The organism is Shewanella sp. 10N.286.54.B9, from assembly GCF_041468565.1.
Taxonomy (GTDB): Bacteria; Pseudomonadota; Gammaproteobacteria; order Enterobacterales; family Shewanellaceae; genus Shewanella.
Map to the genome: position 1 here is coordinate 25,505 of NZ_JBFRIY010000013.1, position 21,707 is coordinate 47,211.

Consider the following 21,707-nt stretch of genomic DNA (forward strand, 5'->3'; position numbering starts at 1 on the left):
TAGTCTGCCCGGGCGCTCTGTGCAACCTTTTTGGTTACAGTGGTCTTTTGGTGTGAGCAAGTAACAATTGATTAAGGCGTTGTTGGAGGCAGTGATTTTTTTGCTACCACAACGTAGGTTGCCTAACCTGCTTAATGATTGATCCTGGTTACTATTAGATTATTTAGTACGCGGAGCAGGAGTGCTCCGCTTTCTTACTTGGTTTTATTTTAACTCCCAAATTTCCCAGCTTTCGAATTGATATTTGTCTGCCAAGGCGAGTGCTTTTTCAAAGTGCAGCTGAGCTTTTTTTTCATCGCCATTTGCCTTGTAGTAAAGGCTGAGTTGTTTGTGCCAATTTGGACTTTGTTCACCCTCTAGCTTTACCTTCTCTAGTATGGTTTTAGCATGTTGGTTATCTCCTTTAATGAGTAACCCTTTGGCGATCTCAATGCTGACAATTGTTACTGACTCAGGAAAACTCTGTTCAATTGCAGCGAGTATTTCATCTACCTTATCGACCTGCTTCGACCAAAATAGGTATTTGGCAAACTGATAAGCTTGTAACCATTCAAACTGAAAGCCACCCCACTGTTTTTGCAGTGTTTGAAAGTGTTTGATTACCGCTTGGTAATCACCTATAGCGAGCATATCTGTGCCATCAGTGGCGTAGTTTGGCGCTAAGAATTGTAAACCATCGTATAGCGCAGGTAGCGCCGTGGTGAAGTGATTCTCTGTCGGGTAAGACTTGAATTGCCACTGCAGTGAATTATCAGCTGAAGCGGCAAAAGCTGCTGCAACCTTATCGACTCCCATATCTTCTTCACGAGCAACAGAGAAAAACAGTGGGGCAGATAGTTTATTTTTTTGTAGCAGCGACTCTAGTTTACTCGCCACACTGTAGTCATCAAACCAAGCGCTAGGACTCATGGCAAGATAAGCATTAAAAGGGCTGTCTTGCTGCATCATACTGTAAAGCGTAAACAAGCCCCCAAGAGAGTAGCCGGCGAGGGCTTTCTGGCTGTTGCTCTTGAACTCTTTATTTATCAGGGGGACTAGCTCGCCAGTAAGATAGTGATGAAATTCTGCCGCACCGCCAAATGCTTTATCTTCTGTTGCCCAGGTAGTGGTGTAGAGATAGTCATCGTCGCCTTGATTGGCGATGCCTACAACTATCATCGGCGGTAATTTCCCCATGCGTGCGAGGTGTTTTACCAGCGCCGAAACATGCTGGAACTGAAAATCAGCATCAATAATATACAGAGTCGGGAAATGTCTATCACTGGCATAGTAGCGCTCAGGAAGCGACACCATAAAGCGCCTAGGCTGTTTAAATACACTCGATTGGTGTGTGTACTCGTGAGCACTCACAATGGCAGTATGCTGTAGTCCTTGCGAGGAGGCATGAGCCATAATCTGACTGTTAATGATGAGCGATAGCAGCAATGTTAATAGATGTTTTATAAAGTATATGGCTGTTTTCATTGTTTTTAATTCTATTTGTGTTCGCGAGGTTTTTTCAGCTTATCAGTTCCACATAACAAGGAAATATCTAGAGGGTGAAGTCTTTGTAATCCTTGGTGAAGCTTCAGTGAAACTATAAATCTCAGCACACTTTGCACCTTAATCATTCAAGTAAAGATACTGTTGTTGTAGGGAGAAGTGGTCAATGACTCATTGCACTGAATATTCGCATTATTGAAGGCTTTAACTAAACTGAAAACTAAATGTAGCGAAGGATTGCTGCATAAACTCACAGGGAGGTTAGCCATGATATTCAAATATCGCTGGATAATAGCGACATTGATTATTTTCGGTTTCGGCGTATATCTATTGCAAGAGTCCAAACAGCAAGCAAGCTTTGTCAAAAGGGTTGAAATTGACGAAGAACACGCTCAATTATCACAAGCTAGCCGCATATTAGAACAGACCGCGATTGCTGCTGTCCCCGCCTTTGTCTTTGAAGCAGATAAAAAGTCCCACATTATCCTAGGGCTAAGATTATTTTTAGATCCTCAATTATCCTCGAATGGGCAAGTTAGTTGCGAGTCTTGCCATCATATTTATGCCAATGGTGCTGAAGATATTGCAGTCTCAACAGGAGTGAAAGGCGCGGGTAATCGAAACTCGCCTACGGTGTTTAATATTGGACTCAATAGCCGATTTTTCTGGGATGGACGAGCAAATAGTTTGTATGAGCAAATCGACGGGCCTATCCACAATCCATTAGAGATGAACAGTAATTGGGACGATATCGTGGCGCGATTATCAAGTCAGGCCAGCTATCAGAGTGCTTTTGCTGAGCATTATGATGAGGGAATTACAGAGGACACTGTTAAAGATGCACTGATCGTTTTTATGTTGCAGCTCAATACTCCGGACGCGCCGTTTGATAAATACTTACAGGGTGATACCAGTGCAATGTCCTCAGCTGCCGCTCTAGGTTGGCAAAAGTTTCAGTCGTTAGGGTGCATTTATTGCCACCAAGGACGCAATGTCGGTGGCAACCTGTTTCAGAAATTTGGCAGCGTAGAGTCGCTAGAGACGTTGAATGCAGATCTTGGCCGTTACCAGCAAACCAATGATATTAATGATAAATATGTATATAGGGTGCCGAGTTTACGCAATGTCGCAATAACAGCCCCCTATTTTCATGATGGCCGTGCTAAGAGTTTAGAAGAAGCCGTTTTGGTGATGGCTAAAGTGCAGCTTGGTAAAGATCTAGAAGCCACAACGCTAATAGAATTGGTGGCGTTCTTAGATTCACTTACCGCGCCTAAACCTCCGGTTCTTAAGGAATTAAATCGATGAAGGCTTTAAGTTATAAAACCAGCACTAACTGTTTAGTTATGTTGGCGACACTAACAGTATTGGTGGTCTCAATGTTGCTCGCCAAAGTTTATATTGTGCAGCAATATCAGCATGCTTATACCGAGCTGAGTCATAACATCCTCTCTGTCCGGGACGATGTTTTTAAAATGGAGGTGAGCAACGGCTTGGATTACGATGCTATTTCTGATGCGTTGGTAGGGACTGAGCGCCATGTGCAACAGCTACAAAAAAGTTTACTGCCGGAGAATCTTTCTATTGTGCAGTGGCTGTTGTTAAGCAATCCACAAATATCAGGTCATGCCACTCAGTTATCGGCTTCAGTGACAGCGTTGGTAACAGATCTTGAGACCATATTACGCCTCAAAATTTCACAGGAATACTCGAATCATACCATTAAGCTACTACAGCAGGATTTGTGGCAAAAAATGCCCAACAGTGATGATCGGATCCATATGATCGGGCAAACAATGTCTTTTCCTATTTCTAGCCTGGTTAGCCCTGAGCTTGCAAAGTCCAATAGTTTTAAAAGCTTACGCAGACATGCACAGATCCTAGCGGAAATAAAGCAGGATATATCTCTCAAAAACCAACAAATACTGAATGCTAAGGTGCGGCAGGATATTAATGAACAGGGGTTATTTTGGCTGTCAGTTGTTGAAGATACTAAGCAAAGCCTGCTGGTCAGCTGCATGTTGCTGGTGGTTATTTTCTCATTTTACTATCGTGTGCAATTGCAGGAGCAGACCCGCAAAGAGCGATTGATTTTACAAAGCCTAACAGCATCGGAGAAAGAGAAAGATATGTTGGCTTTGGTTGCTGAGCATGCTCAAGATGGCTTTATTATCACCGATAAGCAGGGGGTTGTTACCTGGCTAAATAAAGGTTTTACCACCATCTCGGGTTATGGCCTAGCAGAGTTGCAAGGTAAGAAACCTGGTGATGTATTGCAGGGTGAAAATACCAATAAAGAGGAGGTCGATAAAATAGGCCGAGCAATGAGGGCTGGCCAGTCTGTTGCATCGGAGGTCGTCAACTACCATAAAGATGGGACTCCCTATTGGGTCGACATGAATATCAGTGCGGTCACCGATGAGCGGGGAGAGGTGAGTAACTTTATTGCAGTTGAAAGAGACACTACTGCCCGCAAGCAGATGCAAGAAGATTTAGCACAAGCGGTTATTAAGGCTGATGTGTCTAACAAAGCCAAATCAACCTTCCTTGCGACAATGAGCCATGAGTTAAGAACACCGCTAAATGGTATTTTGGGAATGGCGCAAATTATTGAGCCTAATCTAGATAATCCCGAACATCGCAAGCAGATCCAGATTCTATTGGAATCGGGTAACCATCTAACCTCGTTGCTCAATGATATTCTCGATTTTTCAAAAGTAGAGCAAGGCAAGTTGGAATTAGAAAGTGAAGTCTTCAAATTTAGTAGTGTGCTTGAGCCTATTCGTAATACCTACGAGCCTATCTGTGAAGAGAAAAATATTAGATTATTTGTGCAAAATGGCATCGATGAAGATCAATCTTTTAAAGGTGATAAGTCTCGGATAAGACAAGTGATTTATAACCTGATGAGTAATTCGGTTAAGTTTACAGAGCAGGGCAGCGTGTCTCTTAGATTTAAACAAGGGGTAAATGCAGAGGGGAAACAGGGCGTAGAAATTACCATCACTGATACCGGAATAGGGATCCGGCAGGAGCGGCTGGCATCGATCTTTGATCCTTTTGTGCAGGCAGAGTCTTCAACAACTCGCCAATACGGCGGCACCGGGCTTGGTTTGTCCATCGTCAAGCAACTCGTTGAGCTAATGGACGGTACGATCTCTATTACCAGTAAAATGGGGGAAGGCACCTGCTTTGCCATTTTCTTGGCTATTACACGGGCTAAATCACAACCTAAAACCACTACAAGCAAAGATACTACACCTAGCAATTTACCTGAGAACATCAATATATTGATTGCTGAAGACAACAAAATTAATGCCTTAGTGGCTAAAACCTTTTGCCAGCGATTAGGTCATAGTGTCGATGTCGCTATCAATGGCTTAGAGGCCATTCAGATGGTGCAAAACAAGCAGTACGATTTAGTGGTGATGGATAATCATATGCCAGAGATGGACGGCATTGAAGCGACAGAGTTTATAAGGAAAAATCTTAAGCTAGATATCCCTATTTTTGCCTGTACTGCTGATGTTTTTCAGCAAGCCCATGACAATATGATTGGTGCAGGCGCTAATCACGTATTGACCAAGCCTTTACAGGAGCAGAGCTTTCGAGATGCACTAGGTCAGCATGCGCATTTGATCTGCAAAACGCATTTGGCTGATCAAATAAGTCAGGCAGAGAGTTGTGACAATAAAGTGGTAGCGCTAGCGCGTCATAAAAAGGAAGAACTTAACATCACAGAAGCTGATATTGACTTCAAACAGTTGCTCGAAATTCACGATAATAACTATGTCAAAATAGAAGAGCTGGTTGACTCATTTAAAGAGTTTGCGGAGCATTCTATTACTCAACTTATACAAGCTTTTGATAAGGATGATGTTAGAGATATCCATATTCTTGCTCACTCGATACAAGATATGGCAGCAAACTTCTATGCCAGCCGTTTACATCATCTAGCTAAAGAAGTCGAAGCGGTTACTGCAACTGATATTATTCCGCCACTAGAATCCTTGCAGCATTTAATCAACCTACTTGAGGTCAATATCCATCAAAATCAGCGTGTCATTGCCAGATATCGTAGACAGAATAAAAACCATCAAGTGAGCTAAACTTATTTAGAAATAGAAACTCGCTTAAGCTTATAGCAATGGTAAAACTATCCTAATGGTATGAGGTGAGGCTTAATTGTGTGAATAAACTTAGCAGCAACAGCGCCTTGGTGTGGTTGAACGTCATCTTTTTGCTGGCAAGTTCAACTGCATTTGCTAACCCGTGGGAGCGAGTAAATAGCCCTTTTAACGGCGATGCCGCCGCAGTCGGTAGCTATGCTAATGGCTGCTTAGCTGGTGGCGAAGCACTGCCTTTGTCAGGCGTTGGTTTTCAAGTTATTCGTACTGAACGGCAACGTTACTTTGGTCATCCGCAACTGATTTCTTTTATCAGCGATTACAGCCACAAACTACAGCAATATCAGCAATCCAATGTGTTAATTGCTGATATGTCTATGCCACGAGGTGGCAATTTTTCTCATGGTCATTCAAGTCACCAAATTGGGTTAGATGTTGATATCTGGCTTAAGCTTACTGAGCAGCCGTTAACGGTAAAGCAACGTGCTCAACCAGAACCCATTGATATTGTTAATACCAAGCAGTTCAGCCTTGATAGCAAGCAGTGGCAAGCGCAACATACTCGTATGTTGCAGTTAGCAGCGGAAGATAGTCGTGTTGCACGCATTTTTGTCAGTCCTGTGATTAAGCAGCATCTATGTGACATGAAGCTTAGCGATGACGCATGGCTTAACAAGGTGCGACCTTGGTGGGGGCATACCTACCATATGCACGTCAGACTGAAATGCCCCAAAAATGATACTAGTTGCATCAATCAGGCAGCGATTCCAAAGGGTAATGGTTGTGGTGAACTTAGTTGGTGGAAGCAACAATATACTCAGCCAAAGGAGCAGCCTAAAAGTAAGCCGAACAATAAGCCTGCTAAAAAGAGAGAGAAGACAAAGCCAAAACGGTGTCAGCAGATCCTGAGTTCCTAATCCTGTTAAATAAAAAGCCCTGTATTATCAGTACAGGGCTTATTGTTCTTCTCAACTATCAATAGTCTATGAACTCAATGCATAGCCGCCTTTAAGGTGAGAAACTTGCTCGAATCCAAGTCGATGCATTGCCTGCGCTGCAATCATAGAGCGACTGCCACTGCGACAAACTAACACCCATTGCTTATGCTTTTGGTTTTGATGCTCTTGGATAAACTGCACTAAGCGCGTTAACGGTACATTTTGACTCGACTGCGTGGAGTGGTTCAGTGCATATTCATGGGGTTCACGGATATCGATAATACAGACATTATCATCTTGTTTAATTGCCGCAGCCAAGCTTGTTGCGTCAAATTCTTTAATATTGGATTTATCACAGTTACCAATAATTGCACCACACATTATCTCGGTACCGACTTCATCATTTAGGTGGGTATCAAGGTGTGCTTTACGTTGCAGGAAAATATCCACCGATATTTGATTTTCTAGTACGGCTTTAAGCAATTCATTACGGCTCACTTCAGCGTTTAGGCTGGTGGTGAATTCGTTATTATAATCGTGGCTGGCGCAGATCAAAGTCGTATTACTTATACTGTCTCTAATCAATTTTAAGCTATTAAACAGCGCTTGGCTGCAGCTTGAGTCGAAGTTGGTTCGTCCTAGGCTACCCATCAAAATGGTATCACCACAAAATGCATATTGTGTTTGCTGTGCTAGTTGGCTGGGCGATACTGGAGCCTCGCATAGCAACAAGCTAATGCTATCGCTAGTATGACCTGGTGTTGGCAGTCTGAGTAATTGCTTTGAACCTATAGAGATAGCCTGCAGCTGCAGCGATAAGTGCTCGACGCTATCTTGAGTCTTTGGCCAGCCTAATACATCGGACTGTTGTTGCGCTAAAAAGCGTGCAGCTAAAGCTTCACGTCCAGAGACATGGTCGGCGTGGCCGTGGGTATCAATGGCGGCTACCAGAGTCAATTTCTGGCATTCAATCAGGGTTTCAAGTCTTTGTTGTAGTTCTGGCAGCGGGTCAATAATAAGTGCTTGCTTGCTAGATGAGTCCACGAATACCCAGGTACAACTCGCACCCGATCGCAGCTGCAGCAAGCCGTCTAAATCGCTTCTGTCAGAAATATCGCTAGTATCATCTAAAATCATGCAACTTTGTGTCAGTGCTTGTGATGCTGTTTTAATACGTGCGCAGGCGCTATCGACTTCAGCTTGAGTTATCGCAGGGCCAAAAGACATGCGAATAGCCGCTTCACTCTGCCAGGCGGGTAGCCCCATGGCATCGAGTACAAAACTGCGGGTAACCTTTGAGCTACAAGCGGAGCCAGAGCTTACGCGAATGTTAGCCGCATCAAACAGATCCATTATCTCCTTGCTACTAAAGCCTGGTACCGCGAAATTAATTGTGGTCGCAACGCTATGCTCAAAACTATTGTTAAACACAATATCGCTAAAGCACTCTGTTAGCGTTGCTGCAATCTGTTGTCTGTATTGTTTGAGCTGCTCAGAACTTGAAAATGGCGATGATTCTTTGTTGAGTAACATCTCAAAAATCACATTCAGTGCAGCCATACCTGGAAGATTTTCTGTACCAGAACGCAACCCGCTCTCTTGGCCACCACCAGCAATAAAAGGTGTAAATGGCGCTGAATCCCTGATATAGACAAAGCCTATCCCTTTAGGTGCGTATAGCTTATGTCCGCTAAAGGGCGCGTAATCTATCGTTGTCGTTTTTAAATCTAGCTCGGTTTTACCAAGTGACTGAACACAATCAACCATCCAAAATATATTTGAGTTTGCGCTGCGAATCGTCTTTTCTAATGCTGAAAGATCTTGATACACACCGGTTTCATTGTTAACAGCCATAGTGCAGATCATTAAGGCGTTTGGTGCGTGTTGGCTAATAAATTTATGATCAAGTATGCCAAATTCATCTACCGGAATAGCGGTAACTTCAGCTGTTATATCGAGTACGTCCAGCCAATGCTTTATCGACTCTGGTACGGCTTTATGTTCAGTTGCTCCATAAAGCACCGAGTAGCTTTTATCTGCAGACATACTGCTTTTAGCGGCGATTAATGCAGACAATATTGAGGTTTGAATTCCCTCAGTCGCACCACTAGTAAAGATGAGTTTGCCATCACCGCTGCCAAGCAAAGTTTGCGCTCTTAAACGAGTTTGCTCCATCAGATTTTTGGCCTTTAGCCCTGTAATGTGGCTACTACTCGGGTTACCGAATAGGTTTTCCATGGCTGATAATGCAGCAGTAGCCGCTTGGGGTAACACTGGAGTTGTGGCATTGGCATCAAGGTAAATTTGGGTTAACTCGGTGGTGTTTTTCATAGTGTTTAGCTCTTAATTTTTATTATTCTAAAGCCCAAAACTGCTTATTACTTTTGGCTATAACTAATATCTTGAGGCTATATTAGCAGGTTGCGAGTAATGATCAAGATCACATTTTTTTTGAGAGGGATAACAGAATATTCTTTGGAGAGATGCTATTTATTAGCCGATTATATTGTTAATTCTTACCTGCAAACAGGAGAGGCTTGAGAGATTAGAACTAAAAAAAGCGCCATAAGGGCGCTTTAATTGCTTCAAAGTTAAACTTATTTTAACTCTGCTTTTACTGTTTCAATCAGTGTATCCCATTGCGGGTACTCGGCTAAGCTTTCAGAAAGGTTGCCCCATGGCTGCATTGTTTGCTGTTTGAAATCTAGGTTATCTGCTTTACCTCTTTTTAGCTCATAAAGGTAATAAAAGGCAGATGCCCGATAATTGGCAGCGCAGTGGATTAAAATATTCTTGCCTTCATTGGCATCCATAATGGCAAAAAATTGTTCAACATTAGCGGTTGTAGGTTGCTGCCAATCGACATCTATCTGTTGATATTGCATGCCAGCGTTGGCGACGAAGTCAGCTTCATCGTCATGGCCATTTGGGTTGCCAATCGGGATAAGATTGATGACCAATTCAACACCCGCTTGTTGTAACAGTGGGAACTGTGACTCGCTTGGTAAGCCAGCAGTGATGATACTGCCACCATTAAGCTGCAACGCTTTTACCTCTTGTAGCTTTTCTGGTGATACAGCAGCAATAGCGATACTGCTAAATAAGCTTACCAGTATAATCATTAATCTCATGTTATTAGCCCCTATTTTGATGCTAAATTTTAACTTTTATGACCACTTTACGCACCTGTTTCGGCGTAGCACTGGTGCCTGGCATATGCATGTCTTGTGGGAAAAACAGTGCAAACATACCTGCTTTAAAAGGAATAAATGCAGCTAGGTCTTTATTTGATTGATAGTCATATTCAGCGTAATCATGCTTGGCAAAATAGGGCTTTGATGGCGTTTGTTCTGCTAAAGGCAGGTAACCAAACTCCTCTTCACCGCTGACAACGAATTGCACATCAATATATTGCTGGTGGACTTCGAAAGGCTCAACTTCTCGAGGTTTAGTTTCATAGTCATTGACGATAACAAATAAGTTCTTACCATCAAGCTCGTAACTGCCAACTTCAAGCTGACTGAAATCGGTTTCAGCCAAATGGTTTAGCGCTTGTGTTATGCGCGGGCTTATGTGGCTGTATAGATCGCGGTTGGATAAGGTGTCTACAATCATAATCTTCTCGTTAATAGGGTCGCTTAACTCAGCTATTTAACTGAGTTTAAGACTTCAATAAAGGGAAGTTTAGCGCTTATGACCGTTAGGCGATACAGGAGTTCACTTCAAACTGGATCCCTTTAGATTCAAAAGCCTGTTTTAGCTTGGCTGCCATTGAGGACTTAGGTTTTAATGGGAAGTTGATTTTTCCGCTACTTGAGTGGATAAATAGGTGATCGCCTAGCAAGCGAACTGAATCGATATCTTGGTAATTCAGAGTCAAAGTTTCTGGCATTGTGGTATCAGATTTCACCATCATTTTGATAAACGTGACTTCAGCGGCTGCAAATATAATGCGTTGAGTCCATAGCAGATGGATGAGCCAGGCAGTAGAGAGTACTAGGTTAATTAATATGATGTAATCCCAGATTTCATTGTCATTGCGTGAATAAATCGCCATAAAAGCGATGACGATAGCAATAAGCACAAAGCCTGCTTTTTGAAAGGGTTTAATAACCGTTGTATTTTCCATAACACTTCCTTGTTGCTTCCATTAAGCATCAAGTTTACGGTACTGATTATGTAAAGCAAAAGTTAATTATTGTTTATTGAGGTGAGTGTGTCTTCTCTACGATTTATAGCGGGTTCAAAGGCCTTTAAAGCATTAAGTGAAAATGGCCTAAAGCCAGAGTTGTTTAGTCAGCTATTAGCCGCATCCGGTGGGCCCAAGTGGATTGGGATTGCCGGACTCGATAGATATCTCTTTGGAGAATTTTTTAAGTCACATCGCCAACCTTTACATACATTAGGCGCCTCATCTGGTGCTTGGCGGTTAGCGTGTTTGGCGCAAGATAACCCGTTAGCGGCGTATCAGCGACTAGAAGATCTGTATATCGGTCAGCGTTATGACCGTAAACCCACAGCTGTAGAGGTGTCTGAGCAAGTAAAAGGGATCCTTGCAGGTTTATTGGGTAGCCAAGGTGGCAGTGAAATAGTGTCAAACCCTTTTATCAATAGTCATTATATTGCTTGTCGTGGCCGTCATTTAAACCGTGTGGCTAACAAAGCTTCACTTGCTGCTGGACTCGCGACCGCAGCGACCACTAATTTTGTCAGCCGTAAAACACTCGCTTGGCATTTTCAGCGCTACGTATTTGGGGTTGAGCAGTCACAATCTCCTTTTGCTAACCTCAGTGATCTACCTAGCCAATTTTGTGGACTGTCTAAAGATAATGTTCATCAAGTATTGTTAGCAACAGGCTCTATCCCTTGGGTACTGGCGCCTGTTACAGAGATAAACGGCGCGCCTGCTGGTCATTATTATGATGGCGGTATTACTGATTATCACTTTGACCTACCGCTTAATAAGCCGAAAGGGCTGACGCTGTACCCTCACTTTTTTGCCCGAATGTCGCCGGGTTGGTTCGATAAATCACTGCGCCGCCGAGATGCTAAGCGTAATTATGATAATGCGCTTATCTTGGCGCCAACAGATGCTTACTTAGCAAGTTTACCCTACGCAAAATTACCCGATCGTAATGATTTCTCACATTTTGATAGCGATTCTAGAATTAAGTATTGGTGTCAAGCGGCGGCGATGAGTCAGGTATTAGCGGATGACTTAGCTGATGTTATTGCTAAGCAGTCTATAGCTGAGCATATAGAACTGCTCTAGACTTGTGCACCAAGCTGCAATAAATCCTGGTTAAAAGCTGTCTAATAAGTGAGTAGGTGAGTGAAAGGCTTGTGGCTGAAATTTAACCAGCTGCTACACTTTAGCTTTATTGACGATCGTCAAAAGATGGTCTGACCTACCTATATTGGAGGTTATTATGCGAACAGAAGAGATGGCGTTATTAACGCACGATACTTTACTGTTACCTGAGGGCAGGGTTGAGATCCGCGTGGTCGACCCTGCTTACTTGAGCATAATAGCTGAAGTACTAAAACTGCATTATCCACTGGTGTTTGGCGTCAACAAAGCCAATAGTCAGCCTCCCTGTTATGAGATGGCAACGCAGTGTGAAATTATTGATTTTAACCAGTTAGATGACGATTCTCTTGGCATTGTACTCGAAGGTAAGCAGCGAGTTAAAATCTTGTCGGCTGCGCAGCGTCGAGATGGTGTTTGGATCAGTCGCACTTTAGCCTGCAATAACTGGCAACAAGAGCCGATTATTGGTGAGTTTGAGTTAATAAGCGCAGCGTTAGAACAGTTTTATGAGGTAAACCCCGACCTATTTGGTTTATATGAAAATGACATACACTTAGAGGATGCAACCTGGGTCAGTCAGCGTTGGTTAGAGGTGCTACCTTTATACAACAAAGACAAGCTACGGCTAATGAACCAGCCTAATTGCCACAAAACCATGAATTTTGTGTTAGAACTTATTAAGTCACATGCGAGTGCTATAAGCTAGTTTTTGCTAAAATAGCGCTCTGTCTAGATTACTGTGATAAATCGAATGAGCCAATCTGTCCGCGCCGCCCAAGCTTCCTATATTGTGCTACCTGAAACTGTCACCGATAAACCAACAGTGTTGAGCTTTCTCGTGAGTCACTTTAGCGCGATTGCACAAACGACTTGGGTTGAACGTATCGAAAACGGTAAAGTCCATTGGCGTGATGGTGAATTAATTACTTTAGAAAGTGAGTTTGTGCCTCGTGCGCGGGTTTATTACTACCGTGAAGTACAACAAGAGTCCATTATCCCGTTTGAGGAGAAGGTATTACTGCAAAATGAACAGATTATTATCGCTTTTAAACCACATTTCCTCGCCGTTAATCCCAGTGGTAACTTTGTCAACGAGTGCTTAGTCAATCGGCTGCGGATCAAAACAGCAAATGAGCAGATCGTGGCCAGCCATCGACTCGATCGCGCCACCGCCGGGCTGATGTTGTTATCACTGAATGCTGATACGCGGCATGATTATCATCAGCTGTTCAAAACTGGCAAAATCACTAAAACCTATCAAGCGATAGCTAAGCTTTCTGATGATTTAATATCACAAGTAACAGCTAATACTCTAACTCTGCCTACACACTGGACGGTGAAAAACCGTTTAGTTAAAGCCGAGCCGAGTTTTATGATGAAAGTAGGTACAGGTGAGGCTAATAGTCATTCTGAGATCAGCCTTGTAGAGGTTAACAATGGCTTGGGTTTATTTGAACTCACCCCGGTGACTGGCAGAACTCATCAATTGCGAGTGCATATGATGAGCTTAGGGATGCCTATTTTAAACGACAGGCTTTATCCAAAATTGCTTGATAAAGCAGCTGATGATTTTGACAAGCCATTAAAGCTGATGGCCAAAAGGTTAGCATTTACTGACCCGCTAACAGGTGAGCAGGTTGATATCAGTTGTGACGGCTTTTTGCTTTAGGCTTAGCTACGTCTGGGTGGTAAAAATTCAGTTTCACTCATGTCTGCGTGCAGCACTGCAATTTTAGTCGGGGCACCATTGGCGGCTAATTCAACTCTACCAATGCCACTTTTATTCATTAAGCGTTGGCTACGAGCACCATTAGGGCGACGGCCACGGACTGACATGCGTTTGCGCTTGGTGAAAAAGTTTAACGGTGAAAAATGACCATATAACCAGCCATTAAATTTGTCGAAGTAGGGCAGTAGTTTTTCTGGGAATTGGTTTTTAATACCACTACAGGTGATCTGGTAAATCGCAGGGCCAGCATCTCTAAAACGGATACTAATATCGTAGCTGAATGAGTAGTGCACATCGCCAGACAGAATAACGAATTGCTCAGGTGTTTTGCGGTGCTGGAAAATACTCAACAGTGTATTTGCGGTACCGGGATGCGCCATCCAGTTCTCGGCATCAACCAGCAGCGATGCGCCGCAAAAGGTTGCCATTCGCTGCACAGTCTCAATCAGCTTTACCCCATACATGGGGGCTGCTGACACAATAATCACATTGGGTTGGTTCACTAGTTCAGCTTGGAATTCCATTAACGCTTCCCAATCCATTAACCCTGAAGGCTTGCCAAGGTTTGACTCGCTGCGCCAGCGACGGGTACGAGTATCGAGCACGATAATTTTTGGACTGGTTTGTAAGCAGTAGTGCCAGTCTTCAAAATTGAGCAGCTTGTCGATTAGGCTATCTTGAACTGCAGCATCTTGAGTGGAGCTATCTAGCGAATTAAACAGAGCATCTAACTGAGGTTTAACTTCAGCATCAAATTTTTCTGGTGCATTACCTAGGCCCTGAAACAAGGTGTAGGCAATAAGGGCATTGCCTATTATTCGTTTAGAAAAAGCATGGTTGTAGGCGGCCATCTCCCATCTGGCGGTGAGATTCCAATCATCGGTAATGTCATGATCATCGAAAATCATATAGGTCGGCAGATGAGCAAATAGGCGTCTAACTTGTTGAAGTCCACTTTTGAATTCGAGCAGGTGAGTCCATTCTCGCTGCCAGCGTTGGCTGTTAGCTTTGCCGAGGCCGCTCACCTGTTTGGGAATATCAATCAGTTGCCACAGCTCAGGCGACCAACTCAGTAGATAAAGTGCGATCAGTTCATTGAGGCTAACTAAATGATTTTCAGCAATGGAAGAGGTAAAAATTGGATGATTAATATACCAACGTTTAATTGCCGTTTTGGCTTTGTACTGCGTTTTTGGGAGCAGATTTAAGTGGCGCTGATACATTGCCGCCGGTTGGTAGCTTATCTGGTTGCTATTGGCTAGGTTGCATTCGGAAAACGGTTCTTGGTTTAAACCTAACAGAGTGATGACTTGGCCAATGGCATAGAGCATCGGTCCTGCGATATCATCAACATAGACTTGATCGCCGCTTAACATCAACAGCGCCGGCCTTGCTTGAGGGCTTGCTAGTTGCGCTATTTGGGTGTCTGCGGCAACAAGTGCATCACCACTATGATGATGCGGATTACGACATGAGCCATGCAGTAAATTGTCAACTTGGGGTTTGACGATGAACTCTATCTCGCTTTTACCTGTGTAAGTTAATCCATCGATATTGGCAAATAGGTCAGTATGTTGAGCACTTCCAACTTGGTAGCTTAAAACCGTATCAATAGGCAACAGATCTGCTTGAGAAAGTCGGATTAAATATTGATAGGCGTGTTGGCCTAATTTTACGACGTGAAGCTCTTTCTCTGTCAGTTCTCGGTTAAAGCCTGCATTGGTTATCGTCAAATGCAGTTGCGAGAGCGGTTCGCTGCTCACGAACCACAAGGTAAAATGTTGCTGATCGCAGTGCCGCAAACTTGGGCCGGCAATAATGAGTGGCAATCCATTTTCAGACGACATTGAGTTGTTCTTAAGTAAATATTAATTTATCCACAATAAACCAGTGCTTAGACGATGAAAAGCCCTTAAGCTAACCAAGCGGTAATTCAAGGAGCAGAACATGGTGAAGGTGATGGTAACGGGTGCGACAGGCTTATTGGGTCGTGCTGTGGTGAGCGAGCTTCAAACTCAGGCTGAGATTGAAGTGCTAGCTTGTGGCTTCAGCCGTGCCCAAACAGGCGTACATAAGCTTGATTTAACTAAAGCTGCCGATGTGACCAGCTTTATTGAGTATCATAAGCCTGATGTGATTATTCACTGTGCCGCAGAGCGTCGCCCCGATGTTTCTGAGCAAAACCCTGCCGCCGCGTTGGCGCTTAACGCTGATGCGACGCGCTCGCTTACCCTGGCAGCTAGCCAGTCCGGTGCTTGGTTGTTATATATTTCAACCGATTACGTTTTTGACGGAACAGCGCCACCATACCATGAACATTCAGCCACTAACCCTGTGAATTTTTATGGTGCCTCAAAGCATCAGGGAGAACTGATTGTCACTGAGGCCAAGCAAGGCTTTGCTGTTTTGCGTTTGCCTATTCTTTATGGCGTTGTAGAAACTCTAGCAGAATCAGCTGTGATGGTATTACTCAAGCTGTTGCTTGATGAACATGAGCAGTTTGTTGATGATTGGGCTGTGCGTAGCCCAACTTCTACTGCTGATATCGCTTGTGCGATAGCGCAAATGATCCAATTACGGATAGCTGGGACTCACATTGCTGGTCACTATCATTTCAGTGCGAGCGAGACCATGAGCAAATATCAGATGTTGTTAGCCATGGGCGATTTACTTGGCCTAGAGACTGGCCACCTTAAACCCGTGACCAGCCCCACAGATAGTGCAAAGCGACCCCATGATTGCAGCTTAAGTTGTGAGAGACTTGCCAGTTTATCGATTCAAAGCAAAGTAATGTTTAACTCTGGAATTAAAAAAGCGCTGCAGCAGTCACCAGTTACAATGGCTCTGCTTAAAAAATAAAAGAACAGTGATTAATGATAAATTCAAAATTGAAGAATCCATTCAGTAGCTTACTTAATAGTAATTTCGGCGCCACAGATCAGTTAGCCTTATTGCGCATTGCTGGATTAATGCTAAAACTTGGGCTGACTTTTTTTGCGGCTGAGACCTTTGGACTGTCGTTAAGCAGCCCTGTTTTGTATTGGGGCATGTGCCTAGAGGCTATGTATTTAGCATTCACCTTTAGGTTACGTGAACCGATTGCCCGTACAGAATCAGGACTGTTTATTGTGTTGTTGCTGGACACCATATTTTGGATCTCTTGGCTATATTTCACCGGCGGTGCGACCAATGCTTTTATCTCTTTGTTATTACTGCCGATTGCTATTGCTGCAATCACACTGCCTAAATGGGCACCATGGTCGCTGACGTTACTGTCGACTGTCGCCTATAGCTTGATGATCTTCTCGGTGCCAGAGAGCCAGATGAAGCATCACGGTATGGACATGAGCTCTCACTATTTGGGTATGTGGTTTAACTTCCTCATCTCTTCATTGGTACTGACGACTAGTGTGGCCTACATTGCACAGCGTATGCGCAAACAAGATGTTGAGCTAAGTTTTATGCGAGAAGCACAGTTGCGACAGGAGAAATTACTCGCTCTTGGTACCGCATCGGCGCAAATGGCGCATCAGTTGGCAACACCTTTAGCGAGCTTGCGATTGCTGGTCGATGAAGTGGTAGAGGAAACGCCAACGCAAGAGACTGGCTTAACACCCATTTTGTCAGAAATGGACAGCGCACTGCTGCGCTGCGAGCAAACATTACACTCTTTACGAGCAGCAACGGAGTCTATTAGAGCTCAAAAACAAACAGTGCTTAGTGCAAATCAATTGCTTAATACTTTGAAGCAGCAAGTGTTGTTACTGATGCCGCAAGTTAAATTAGAGATCGAATTATTGGAGGAGTCTAACCAAGGCTCATGTGCGACCATTGTTACTGATGCTAGTCTGCTGCCTGCATTGATGTCATTAGTGGAAAATGCAGCAAGTGCAAGTTTGGCTGCAACCGGGGAGGAGCGAGTTAAAGTTTCAGCATTAGTTGCTAGTCAAAGTCATCGACTGTGCATATTGGTGAAAGATAACGGTTTAGGTATACCTAAGAAGATGCATGCTCAACTAGGGCAGGAGTTAATTGAAAGTGAACAAGGTATGGGCATGGCATTGTTGCTGAGCCACGCAAGCTTCGAGCGCTTGGGAGGGCGGCTATTATTGGCGGGTCTTCCTGAAGGGGGGACGGTTGCGGAAGTGAGTTTTCCAATGCAGAAAACGGTAGGCGTAGCAAAATGAATCGATTACTGATTATTGAAGATGATGTTGCACTAGCGGCAATATTAACTCGGCGAATGACAAAGCAGGGTTTTGAGTGTCAACAATGTCATGATGCCAGCCAAGGTTTGCTACTAGCTCGACAATTTATTCCAACTCATGTGTTGCTCGACATGAAATTGGAGCAGGAGAACGGCCTTAAGCTTATCTCGCCGTTGCGGCAATTACTGCCTAACGTCACCATGGTGCTATTAACTGGCTACGCGAGTATTGCTACCGCAGTTGAGGCGATTCGCCTCGGTGCTGATAACTACTTGGCAAAACCTGTCGATACTCAAACTTTACTGAATGCACTATCTGTCGCTCCAGATGATAGCGTTGTCGAAGCTTTGTTGGAGGAACCACTATCAGCTAAAAGGCTTGAGTGGGAACATATTCAGCAAGTGTTAACAGCAAATAGCGGCAACGTTTCTGCAACTGCTCGGCAGTTAGGTATGCATCGGCGCACACTGCAGCGAAAATTACTTAAAAAGCCTGTGGTGGATCATCGCTAAACGTTTTGCTTTGGCCTAATCGTAGAGGCTATATTTTGCAATGGTTAAAATATTAGTGCTTTATATGGCCATGCTATATTTTGACTGTGCTTACGGCGATTAGTGCTGAAAATGGCTGCTATATTGGACAAAGTTGCTGTTATGTAGCTATGCTGACATCAGATGAGTAGCAACAATAATGATGGCTCATCTTGATGTGGAGCTTTCTATGACCAAAAATGCTGTGTTTAATACTGATTCCTTTTTACTTGAAGATCCGAACGAACTTATCTCAACCGACAAATGGCAGAAAACGGTCAATCTGCTTGCCAAACTTTTTGATGCTCCCGCCAGTTTTTTAGTTCAGTACACCCAACAAGGCTATCAAGTCACCATTGCTAGCGAGCAGGAATCTAATCCTTACCCTGCTGGTATCATTATTGAACCTGAAGTTAATATCTTTTGCCGGCGTATCGTCGAAACACGTCAACAACTGTATGTGAGCAATGCACTGCTAGATAGTTGTTGGGATAGTAACCCCGAAGTGCACAATGACGGTTTTAGATCTTACCTAGGCGTGCCAGTATTTTGGCCTAGTGGTGAGCCATTTGGTACCTTCTGCGTCATGGATTATAAAGAAACTGACTACCAAACGACTTACCTTGAACTTATTTGCCACCTTAGAGATATTCTGGAGTCTGATCTATCGCTAATTGGTGCGTACGCTGAAATGCAAAAGTTAGCAATTACCGATCCCTTGTCAGGTGTTAATAATCGCCGGGGCTTTAGTATTCTTGCTGAGCAACGGATAAAGCTTGCCCAAAGGACTGAGAGCCAGCTGGGGCTGTTATATTTAGATATAGATAATTTTAAAGCGATAAATGACGAGTATGGCCATGGTGTTGGCGATGATGTCATCACCCTTATTGGCTTGGTATTGAGCCAATCTGTACGTCAGTCAGATGTTATTGGCCGTATCGGCGGTGATGAGTTTGTTGCCTTGGTTATGTACGATGAAAAAGAGGAACTTGCTAGTGTAAAGCATCGTATTGCGGAGTCATTTTGTTCTCACCATCAGCTTGAAAGGTTACCCGTTTTTAGTGTCTCTATTGGTATTACAGATGCCAAGCCTTCTGCTTCAATCAGTGAACTATTAGATATGGCAGACAGAGATATGCTTAGTAAAAAGAGGCGAATGGCAGAGTAAAAAATCCCCGAGACAGAGGAGTCAGCTCGGGGGAATGAGACGCAGTGGAATGCTCCTCGAAGTTTGTAATTACTTGAAATTAGAAGCGGTATTCTCCAGTTAGCCAAGCATTTAGTCCCGTACCCGGCATACGTTGTCCTGGGGTTAAATCGCCACCCATAACTCGGTTATAAGCGGCTAAGTGGTCTTCATATTCCGTATCAAATAGATTGTCTACCCCGGCTTTTACTAACCAGTTATCAGCATCAAAGCCGACAGAGATGTTGACTAAAGCGTAGCCTGCAGTTGTTTGTTCAAGTTGACTTTCTGATACATCATCCTGCGCCGATACGGCGAGTGTTTCTATGCGAGCAGTCCAGTTATTGCGCTGGTAGTTAACGCCAACGTTTACTTTTGGCGGGCTTATTCTATAGAGGTTATCGTCAATATCTCTGCGCTCACCTTTGACATAGCTGGCATTCATATCGACTAACCAGTTAGAACTGATCTGATAGCTAGCAGTAACATCCATACCGTAGAGCTGTGCATCGACATTAGCGAACTGCATAGGGTTGTCATCTCCCCTCATTTGAGCCGCCATAATCACTGCGGGATCGGTCGCGGCAACACCTTGAATATAATCATCAATACGTTGGAAAAAGATGCGTGGGTTAACGCTAAAACGATCAGTTTGATACTCGCTACCAAGCTCAATTTGGTAGGCTGTTTCTAGGTCAAGATCCATTTGACCAACATAGGTGCGTCCATCAGCTAAACCGCCTGTCGATTGCATCGGTACCCATAAATAACGTTGCTGATAACTGGCGCTATCTTGCTTTCTCGCCAGTCCTACAATCCAGCTCAACTGCTCGGTTTGTGCATAACGGCCATTTATGACCAGATCGAGTCCTGTTTGTGACTGGGATCTGTCCGCATTATTATATCTATCCATCAATACTTTAATCGCAGGCATAGAGCCTGCCATTGAATGACTTACTTCATCAGCATCGGTTTGATAGTGTTTAACTCGAGCGCCTAACTCCCACTGCCATTGGTTAACATCTTGCTGCCACTGGGCAAACGCACTGTATGTGTTGTCGATAACGGCATTGAAATTATCAACCTCGAACATAGGTTTTGTTGGGTCGCTGATCACTGAATTATGTTCACTTAGTTGGCTATCTAAGCCAAATAACCAGCTATTTTTGCCAAAAGTAAATGCGGCATCGTAGCTTTGACTCTCGGCATTGTTATAGCGCGCGTTCATGCTTGGCATTTTCATGCGCTCACTAAAGTTATCCATTCCATGTCTGGCGTCGCTATAGGCAAGGTGCCAATTCAGCTCCCAATCATTGATGCCATGATTGCCCTCAAGTTTGACGCGATCTGTTTTAATAAAGTCGATATCCATTGGCAGCGCAGGTGTGCCGGCATTATTGGTGTCTAAATGTTGGTAGCTGATTGCAATTGATTCATCGCTGCTGTTACCGCCAAGGTTATAGCGGTACTGGCCGCCAAACATGTTTTTGTCATAAGTGGTTGGCGAGATAGTTTGCTCGCCACCGGTGGTGACATTCTCGTTACCGTTGAGCACATCGGCATAGAGCAAGACCGCATGTTGTTCGTTGGCAAAATTGCCTTTTGCACCAACATGGCTTCGTTGACCATTGTCTTGGTATTGGGCTGCTACTTTACCGCTAATTTCATCGAAGCTCGCTTGAGACTCTATCACCTGTACGCTACCACCAAGTGTGTTAGTTCCCGCTGCAACAGGCGCGATTCCTCGGGTCATCTCTAAACGCTCGGTTAGAATTAAACTGGCATAACTGAGTGGGGTATCCATCGCATTTGGACCGGCGCTGGATAGGGTCATGCCATTAACTTGGGTATTGACTCTATCGCCATACAGACCACGATATTGAGCGATACCTGTAAGTGGTCCGTTGCCGTTGACTGAAGCGCCGGGTAGGTTGTTAAGCAAGCCACTGATGTCTGTTTGCGGTGTGGCAGCTTCTGGTGTCACTGCGCTGTAGCTGCCTTGATGTTGTCCTGTGACTTCAATCACTTCGAAGCCAGCGTCATCGGCAAATGTGTGTAACGGAAATAGCGCGGAAATGATGGAAAGTGAAACTAAAGATAAATGTAACTTCATAATAATGTTGTTATTTTGTTTTGTGTGCCGCAGATGGTGTCAGGATCTCTTTTGACTGGCAAAGCGAAATAACTAATCTGCGA

General features: G+C 43.9%; 17 protein-coding genes. 10 read left to right on the forward strand and 7 right to left on the reverse strand.

Features of this window, described 5'->3' with window-relative positions; genetic code table 11:
- Positions 1 to 204: 204 nt before the first annotated feature.
- A complete protein-coding gene (locus tag AB4135_RS03995) occupies positions 205 to 1,464 on the reverse strand; it encodes an alpha/beta hydrolase-fold protein (RefSeq protein ID WP_371990509.1) in 1,260 nt (419 codons plus the stop codon).
- 285 nt (positions 1,465 to 1,749) lie between these two features.
- Here AB4135_RS03995 and AB4135_RS04000 point away from each other — a divergent pair, with 285 nt between their 5' ends.
- The 3 genes from AB4135_RS04000 (at position 1,750) to mepA (ending at position 6,526) form a co-directional block, all read left to right on the forward strand.
- Positions 1,750 to 2,790 carry a cytochrome-c peroxidase gene (locus AB4135_RS04000; protein WP_371990511.1) on the forward strand — a complete coding sequence of 347 codons (1,041 nt, stop codon included), beginning with the start codon at positions 1,750 to 1,752 and terminating at the stop codon, positions 2,788 to 2,790.
- Positions 2,787 to 5,591, forward strand: a complete 2,805-nt coding sequence (locus tag AB4135_RS04005) for an ATP-binding protein (protein WP_371990513.1) — start codon at positions 2,787 to 2,789, stop codon at positions 5,589 to 5,591. The genes AB4135_RS04000 and AB4135_RS04005 overlap by 4 nt, the downstream gene beginning before the upstream one ends.
- Positions 5,592 to 5,671: 80 nt before the next feature.
- Positions 5,672 to 6,526 carry a penicillin-insensitive murein endopeptidase gene (gene mepA, locus AB4135_RS04010; RefSeq protein WP_371990515.1) on the forward strand — a complete coding sequence of 285 codons (855 nt, stop codon included), beginning with the start codon at positions 5,672 to 5,674 and terminating at the stop codon, positions 6,524 to 6,526.
- 66 nt (positions 6,527 to 6,592) lie between these two features.
- Here mepA and AB4135_RS04015 read toward each other — a convergent pair whose 3' ends face one another.
- From AB4135_RS04015 to AB4135_RS04030, 4 genes are all read right to left on the reverse strand, one after another.
- Positions 6,593 to 8,878: an aminotransferase class V-fold PLP-dependent enzyme gene (locus AB4135_RS04015; protein WP_371990517.1), complete on the reverse strand. Its 2,286-nt coding sequence runs from the start codon at positions 8,876 to 8,878 to the stop codon at positions 6,593 to 6,595.
- 266 nt (positions 8,879 to 9,144) lie between these two features.
- Positions 9,145 to 9,678: a protein tyrosine phosphatase family protein gene (locus AB4135_RS04020; protein ID WP_371990519.1), complete on the reverse strand. Its 534-nt coding sequence runs from the start codon at positions 9,676 to 9,678 to the stop codon at positions 9,145 to 9,147.
- Between the two features lie 22 nt (positions 9,679 to 9,700).
- A complete protein-coding gene (locus tag AB4135_RS04025; protein WP_371990521.1) occupies positions 9,701 to 10,162 on the reverse strand; it encodes a YhcH/YjgK/YiaL family protein in 462 nt (153 codons plus the stop codon).
- An 85-nt stretch (positions 10,163 to 10,247) separates the two neighbouring features.
- The gene (locus AB4135_RS04030) at positions 10,248 to 10,676 is read right to left on the reverse strand and encodes a hypothetical protein (RefSeq protein WP_371990523.1); all 429 of its coding nucleotides are present in this window, start codon (positions 10,674 to 10,676) and stop codon (positions 10,248 to 10,250) included.
- 87 nt (positions 10,677 to 10,763) lie between these two features.
- On the opposite strand from AB4135_RS04030, the gene AB4135_RS04035 reads away from it, so the two are divergent.
- The 3 genes from AB4135_RS04035 to AB4135_RS04045 all read left to right on the forward strand — a co-directional run bounded on the left by AB4135_RS04035 (position 10,764) and on the right by AB4135_RS04045 (position 13,527).
- Positions 10,764 to 11,819 (forward strand): alpha/beta hydrolase, encoded by a 1,056-nt coding sequence (locus AB4135_RS04035; RefSeq protein ID WP_371990525.1) that lies wholly within the window; start codon positions 10,764 to 10,766, stop codon positions 11,817 to 11,819.
- 157 nt (positions 11,820 to 11,976) lie between these two features.
- Complete coding sequence (locus AB4135_RS04040) at positions 11,977 to 12,564, forward strand: LON peptidase substrate-binding domain-containing protein (RefSeq protein WP_371990527.1); 588 nt, start codon at positions 11,977 to 11,979, stop codon at positions 12,562 to 12,564.
- 45 nt (positions 12,565 to 12,609) lie between these two features.
- On the forward strand, positions 12,610 to 13,527 hold the full coding sequence (locus AB4135_RS04045; RefSeq protein ID WP_371990529.1) for a pseudouridine synthase: 918 nt from the start codon (positions 12,610 to 12,612) through the stop codon (positions 13,525 to 13,527).
- Positions 13,528 to 13,529: 2 nt separating this feature from the next.
- Here the strand turns inward: AB4135_RS04045 and AB4135_RS04050 are convergent, their stop codons facing one another.
- Positions 13,530 to 15,434: an alkaline phosphatase D family protein gene (locus tag AB4135_RS04050; protein ID WP_371990531.1), complete on the reverse strand. Its 1,905-nt coding sequence runs from the start codon at positions 15,432 to 15,434 to the stop codon at positions 13,530 to 13,532.
- A gap of 100 nt (positions 15,435 to 15,534) precedes the next feature.
- On the opposite strand from AB4135_RS04050, the gene AB4135_RS04055 reads away from it, so the two are divergent.
- The 4 genes from AB4135_RS04055 to AB4135_RS04070 all read left to right on the forward strand — a co-directional run bounded on the left by AB4135_RS04055 (position 15,535) and on the right by AB4135_RS04070 (position 19,493).
- A complete protein-coding gene (locus AB4135_RS04055) occupies positions 15,535 to 16,446 on the forward strand; it encodes a dTDP-4-dehydrorhamnose reductase family protein (RefSeq protein WP_371990533.1) in 912 nt (303 codons plus the stop codon).
- 14 nt (positions 16,447 to 16,460) lie between these two features.
- Positions 16,461 to 17,774 carry a sensor histidine kinase gene (locus tag AB4135_RS04060; RefSeq protein ID WP_371990535.1) on the forward strand — a complete coding sequence of 438 codons (1,314 nt, stop codon included), beginning with the start codon at positions 16,461 to 16,463 and terminating at the stop codon, positions 17,772 to 17,774.
- Positions 17,771 to 18,307 carry a response regulator transcription factor gene (locus AB4135_RS04065; RefSeq protein WP_371990537.1) on the forward strand — a complete coding sequence of 179 codons (537 nt, stop codon included), beginning with the start codon at positions 17,771 to 17,773 and terminating at the stop codon, positions 18,305 to 18,307. Before AB4135_RS04060 ends, AB4135_RS04065 begins: the two co-directional genes overlap by 4 nt.
- Before the next feature lie 208 nt (positions 18,308 to 18,515).
- Complete coding sequence (locus tag AB4135_RS04070) at positions 18,516 to 19,493, forward strand: sensor domain-containing diguanylate cyclase (protein ID WP_371990539.1); 978 nt, start codon at positions 18,516 to 18,518, stop codon at positions 19,491 to 19,493.
- Positions 19,494 to 19,572: 79 nt separating this feature from the next.
- Here the strand turns inward: AB4135_RS04070 and AB4135_RS04075 are convergent, their stop codons facing one another.
- Positions 19,573 to 21,624 (reverse strand): TonB-dependent receptor, encoded by a 2,052-nt coding sequence (locus AB4135_RS04075; RefSeq protein WP_371990541.1) that lies wholly within the window; start codon positions 21,622 to 21,624, stop codon positions 19,573 to 19,575.
- Positions 21,625 to 21,707: the final 83 nt, after the last annotated feature.

Bases quoted from the DNA above. Each gene is read 5' to 3' on its own strand.
- AB4135_RS04030 (WP_371990523.1), bottom strand. From the start codon at position 10,676: ATGGAAAATACAACGGTTATTAAACCCTTTCAAAAAGCAGGCTTTGTG.
- AB4135_RS03995 (WP_371990509.1), bottom strand. From the start codon at position 1,464: ATGAAAACAGCCATATACTTTATAAAACATCTATTAACATTGCTGCTA.
- AB4135_RS04060 (WP_371990535.1), top strand. From the start codon at position 16,461: ATGATAAATTCAAAATTGAAGAATCCATTCAGTAGCTTACTTAATAGT.
- AB4135_RS04065 (WP_371990537.1), top strand. From the start codon at position 17,771: ATGAATCGATTACTGATTATTGAAGATGATGTTGCACTAGCGGCAATA.
- AB4135_RS04075 (WP_371990541.1), bottom strand. From the start codon at position 21,624: ATGAAGTTACATTTATCTTTAGTTTCACTTTCCATCATTTCCGCGCTA.
- AB4135_RS04025 (WP_371990521.1), bottom strand. From the start codon at position 10,162: ATGATTGTAGACACCTTATCCAACCGCGATCTATACAGCCACATAAGC.
- AB4135_RS04000 (WP_371990511.1), top strand. From the start codon at position 1,750: ATGATATTCAAATATCGCTGGATAATAGCGACATTGATTATTTTCGGT.
- AB4135_RS04050 (WP_371990531.1), bottom strand. From the start codon at position 15,434: ATGTCGTCTGAAAATGGATTGCCACTCATTATTGCCGGCCCAAGTTTG.
- AB4135_RS04070 (WP_371990539.1), top strand. From the start codon at position 18,516: ATGACCAAAAATGCTGTGTTTAATACTGATTCCTTTTTACTTGAAGAT.
- AB4135_RS04020 (WP_371990519.1), bottom strand. From the start codon at position 9,678: ATGAGATTAATGATTATACTGGTAAGCTTATTTAGCAGTATCGCTATT.
- AB4135_RS04005 (WP_371990513.1), top strand. From the start codon at position 2,787: ATGAAGGCTTTAAGTTATAAAACCAGCACTAACTGTTTAGTTATGTTG.
- AB4135_RS04040 (WP_371990527.1), top strand. From the start codon at position 11,977: ATGCGAACAGAAGAGATGGCGTTATTAACGCACGATACTTTACTGTTA.
- AB4135_RS04015 (WP_371990517.1), bottom strand. From the start codon at position 8,878: ATGAAAAACACCACCGAGTTAACCCAAATTTACCTTGATGCCAATGCC.
- AB4135_RS04045 (WP_371990529.1), top strand. From the start codon at position 12,610: ATGAGCCAATCTGTCCGCGCCGCCCAAGCTTCCTATATTGTGCTACCT.
- AB4135_RS04055 (WP_371990533.1), top strand. From the start codon at position 15,535: ATGGTGAAGGTGATGGTAACGGGTGCGACAGGCTTATTGGGTCGTGCT.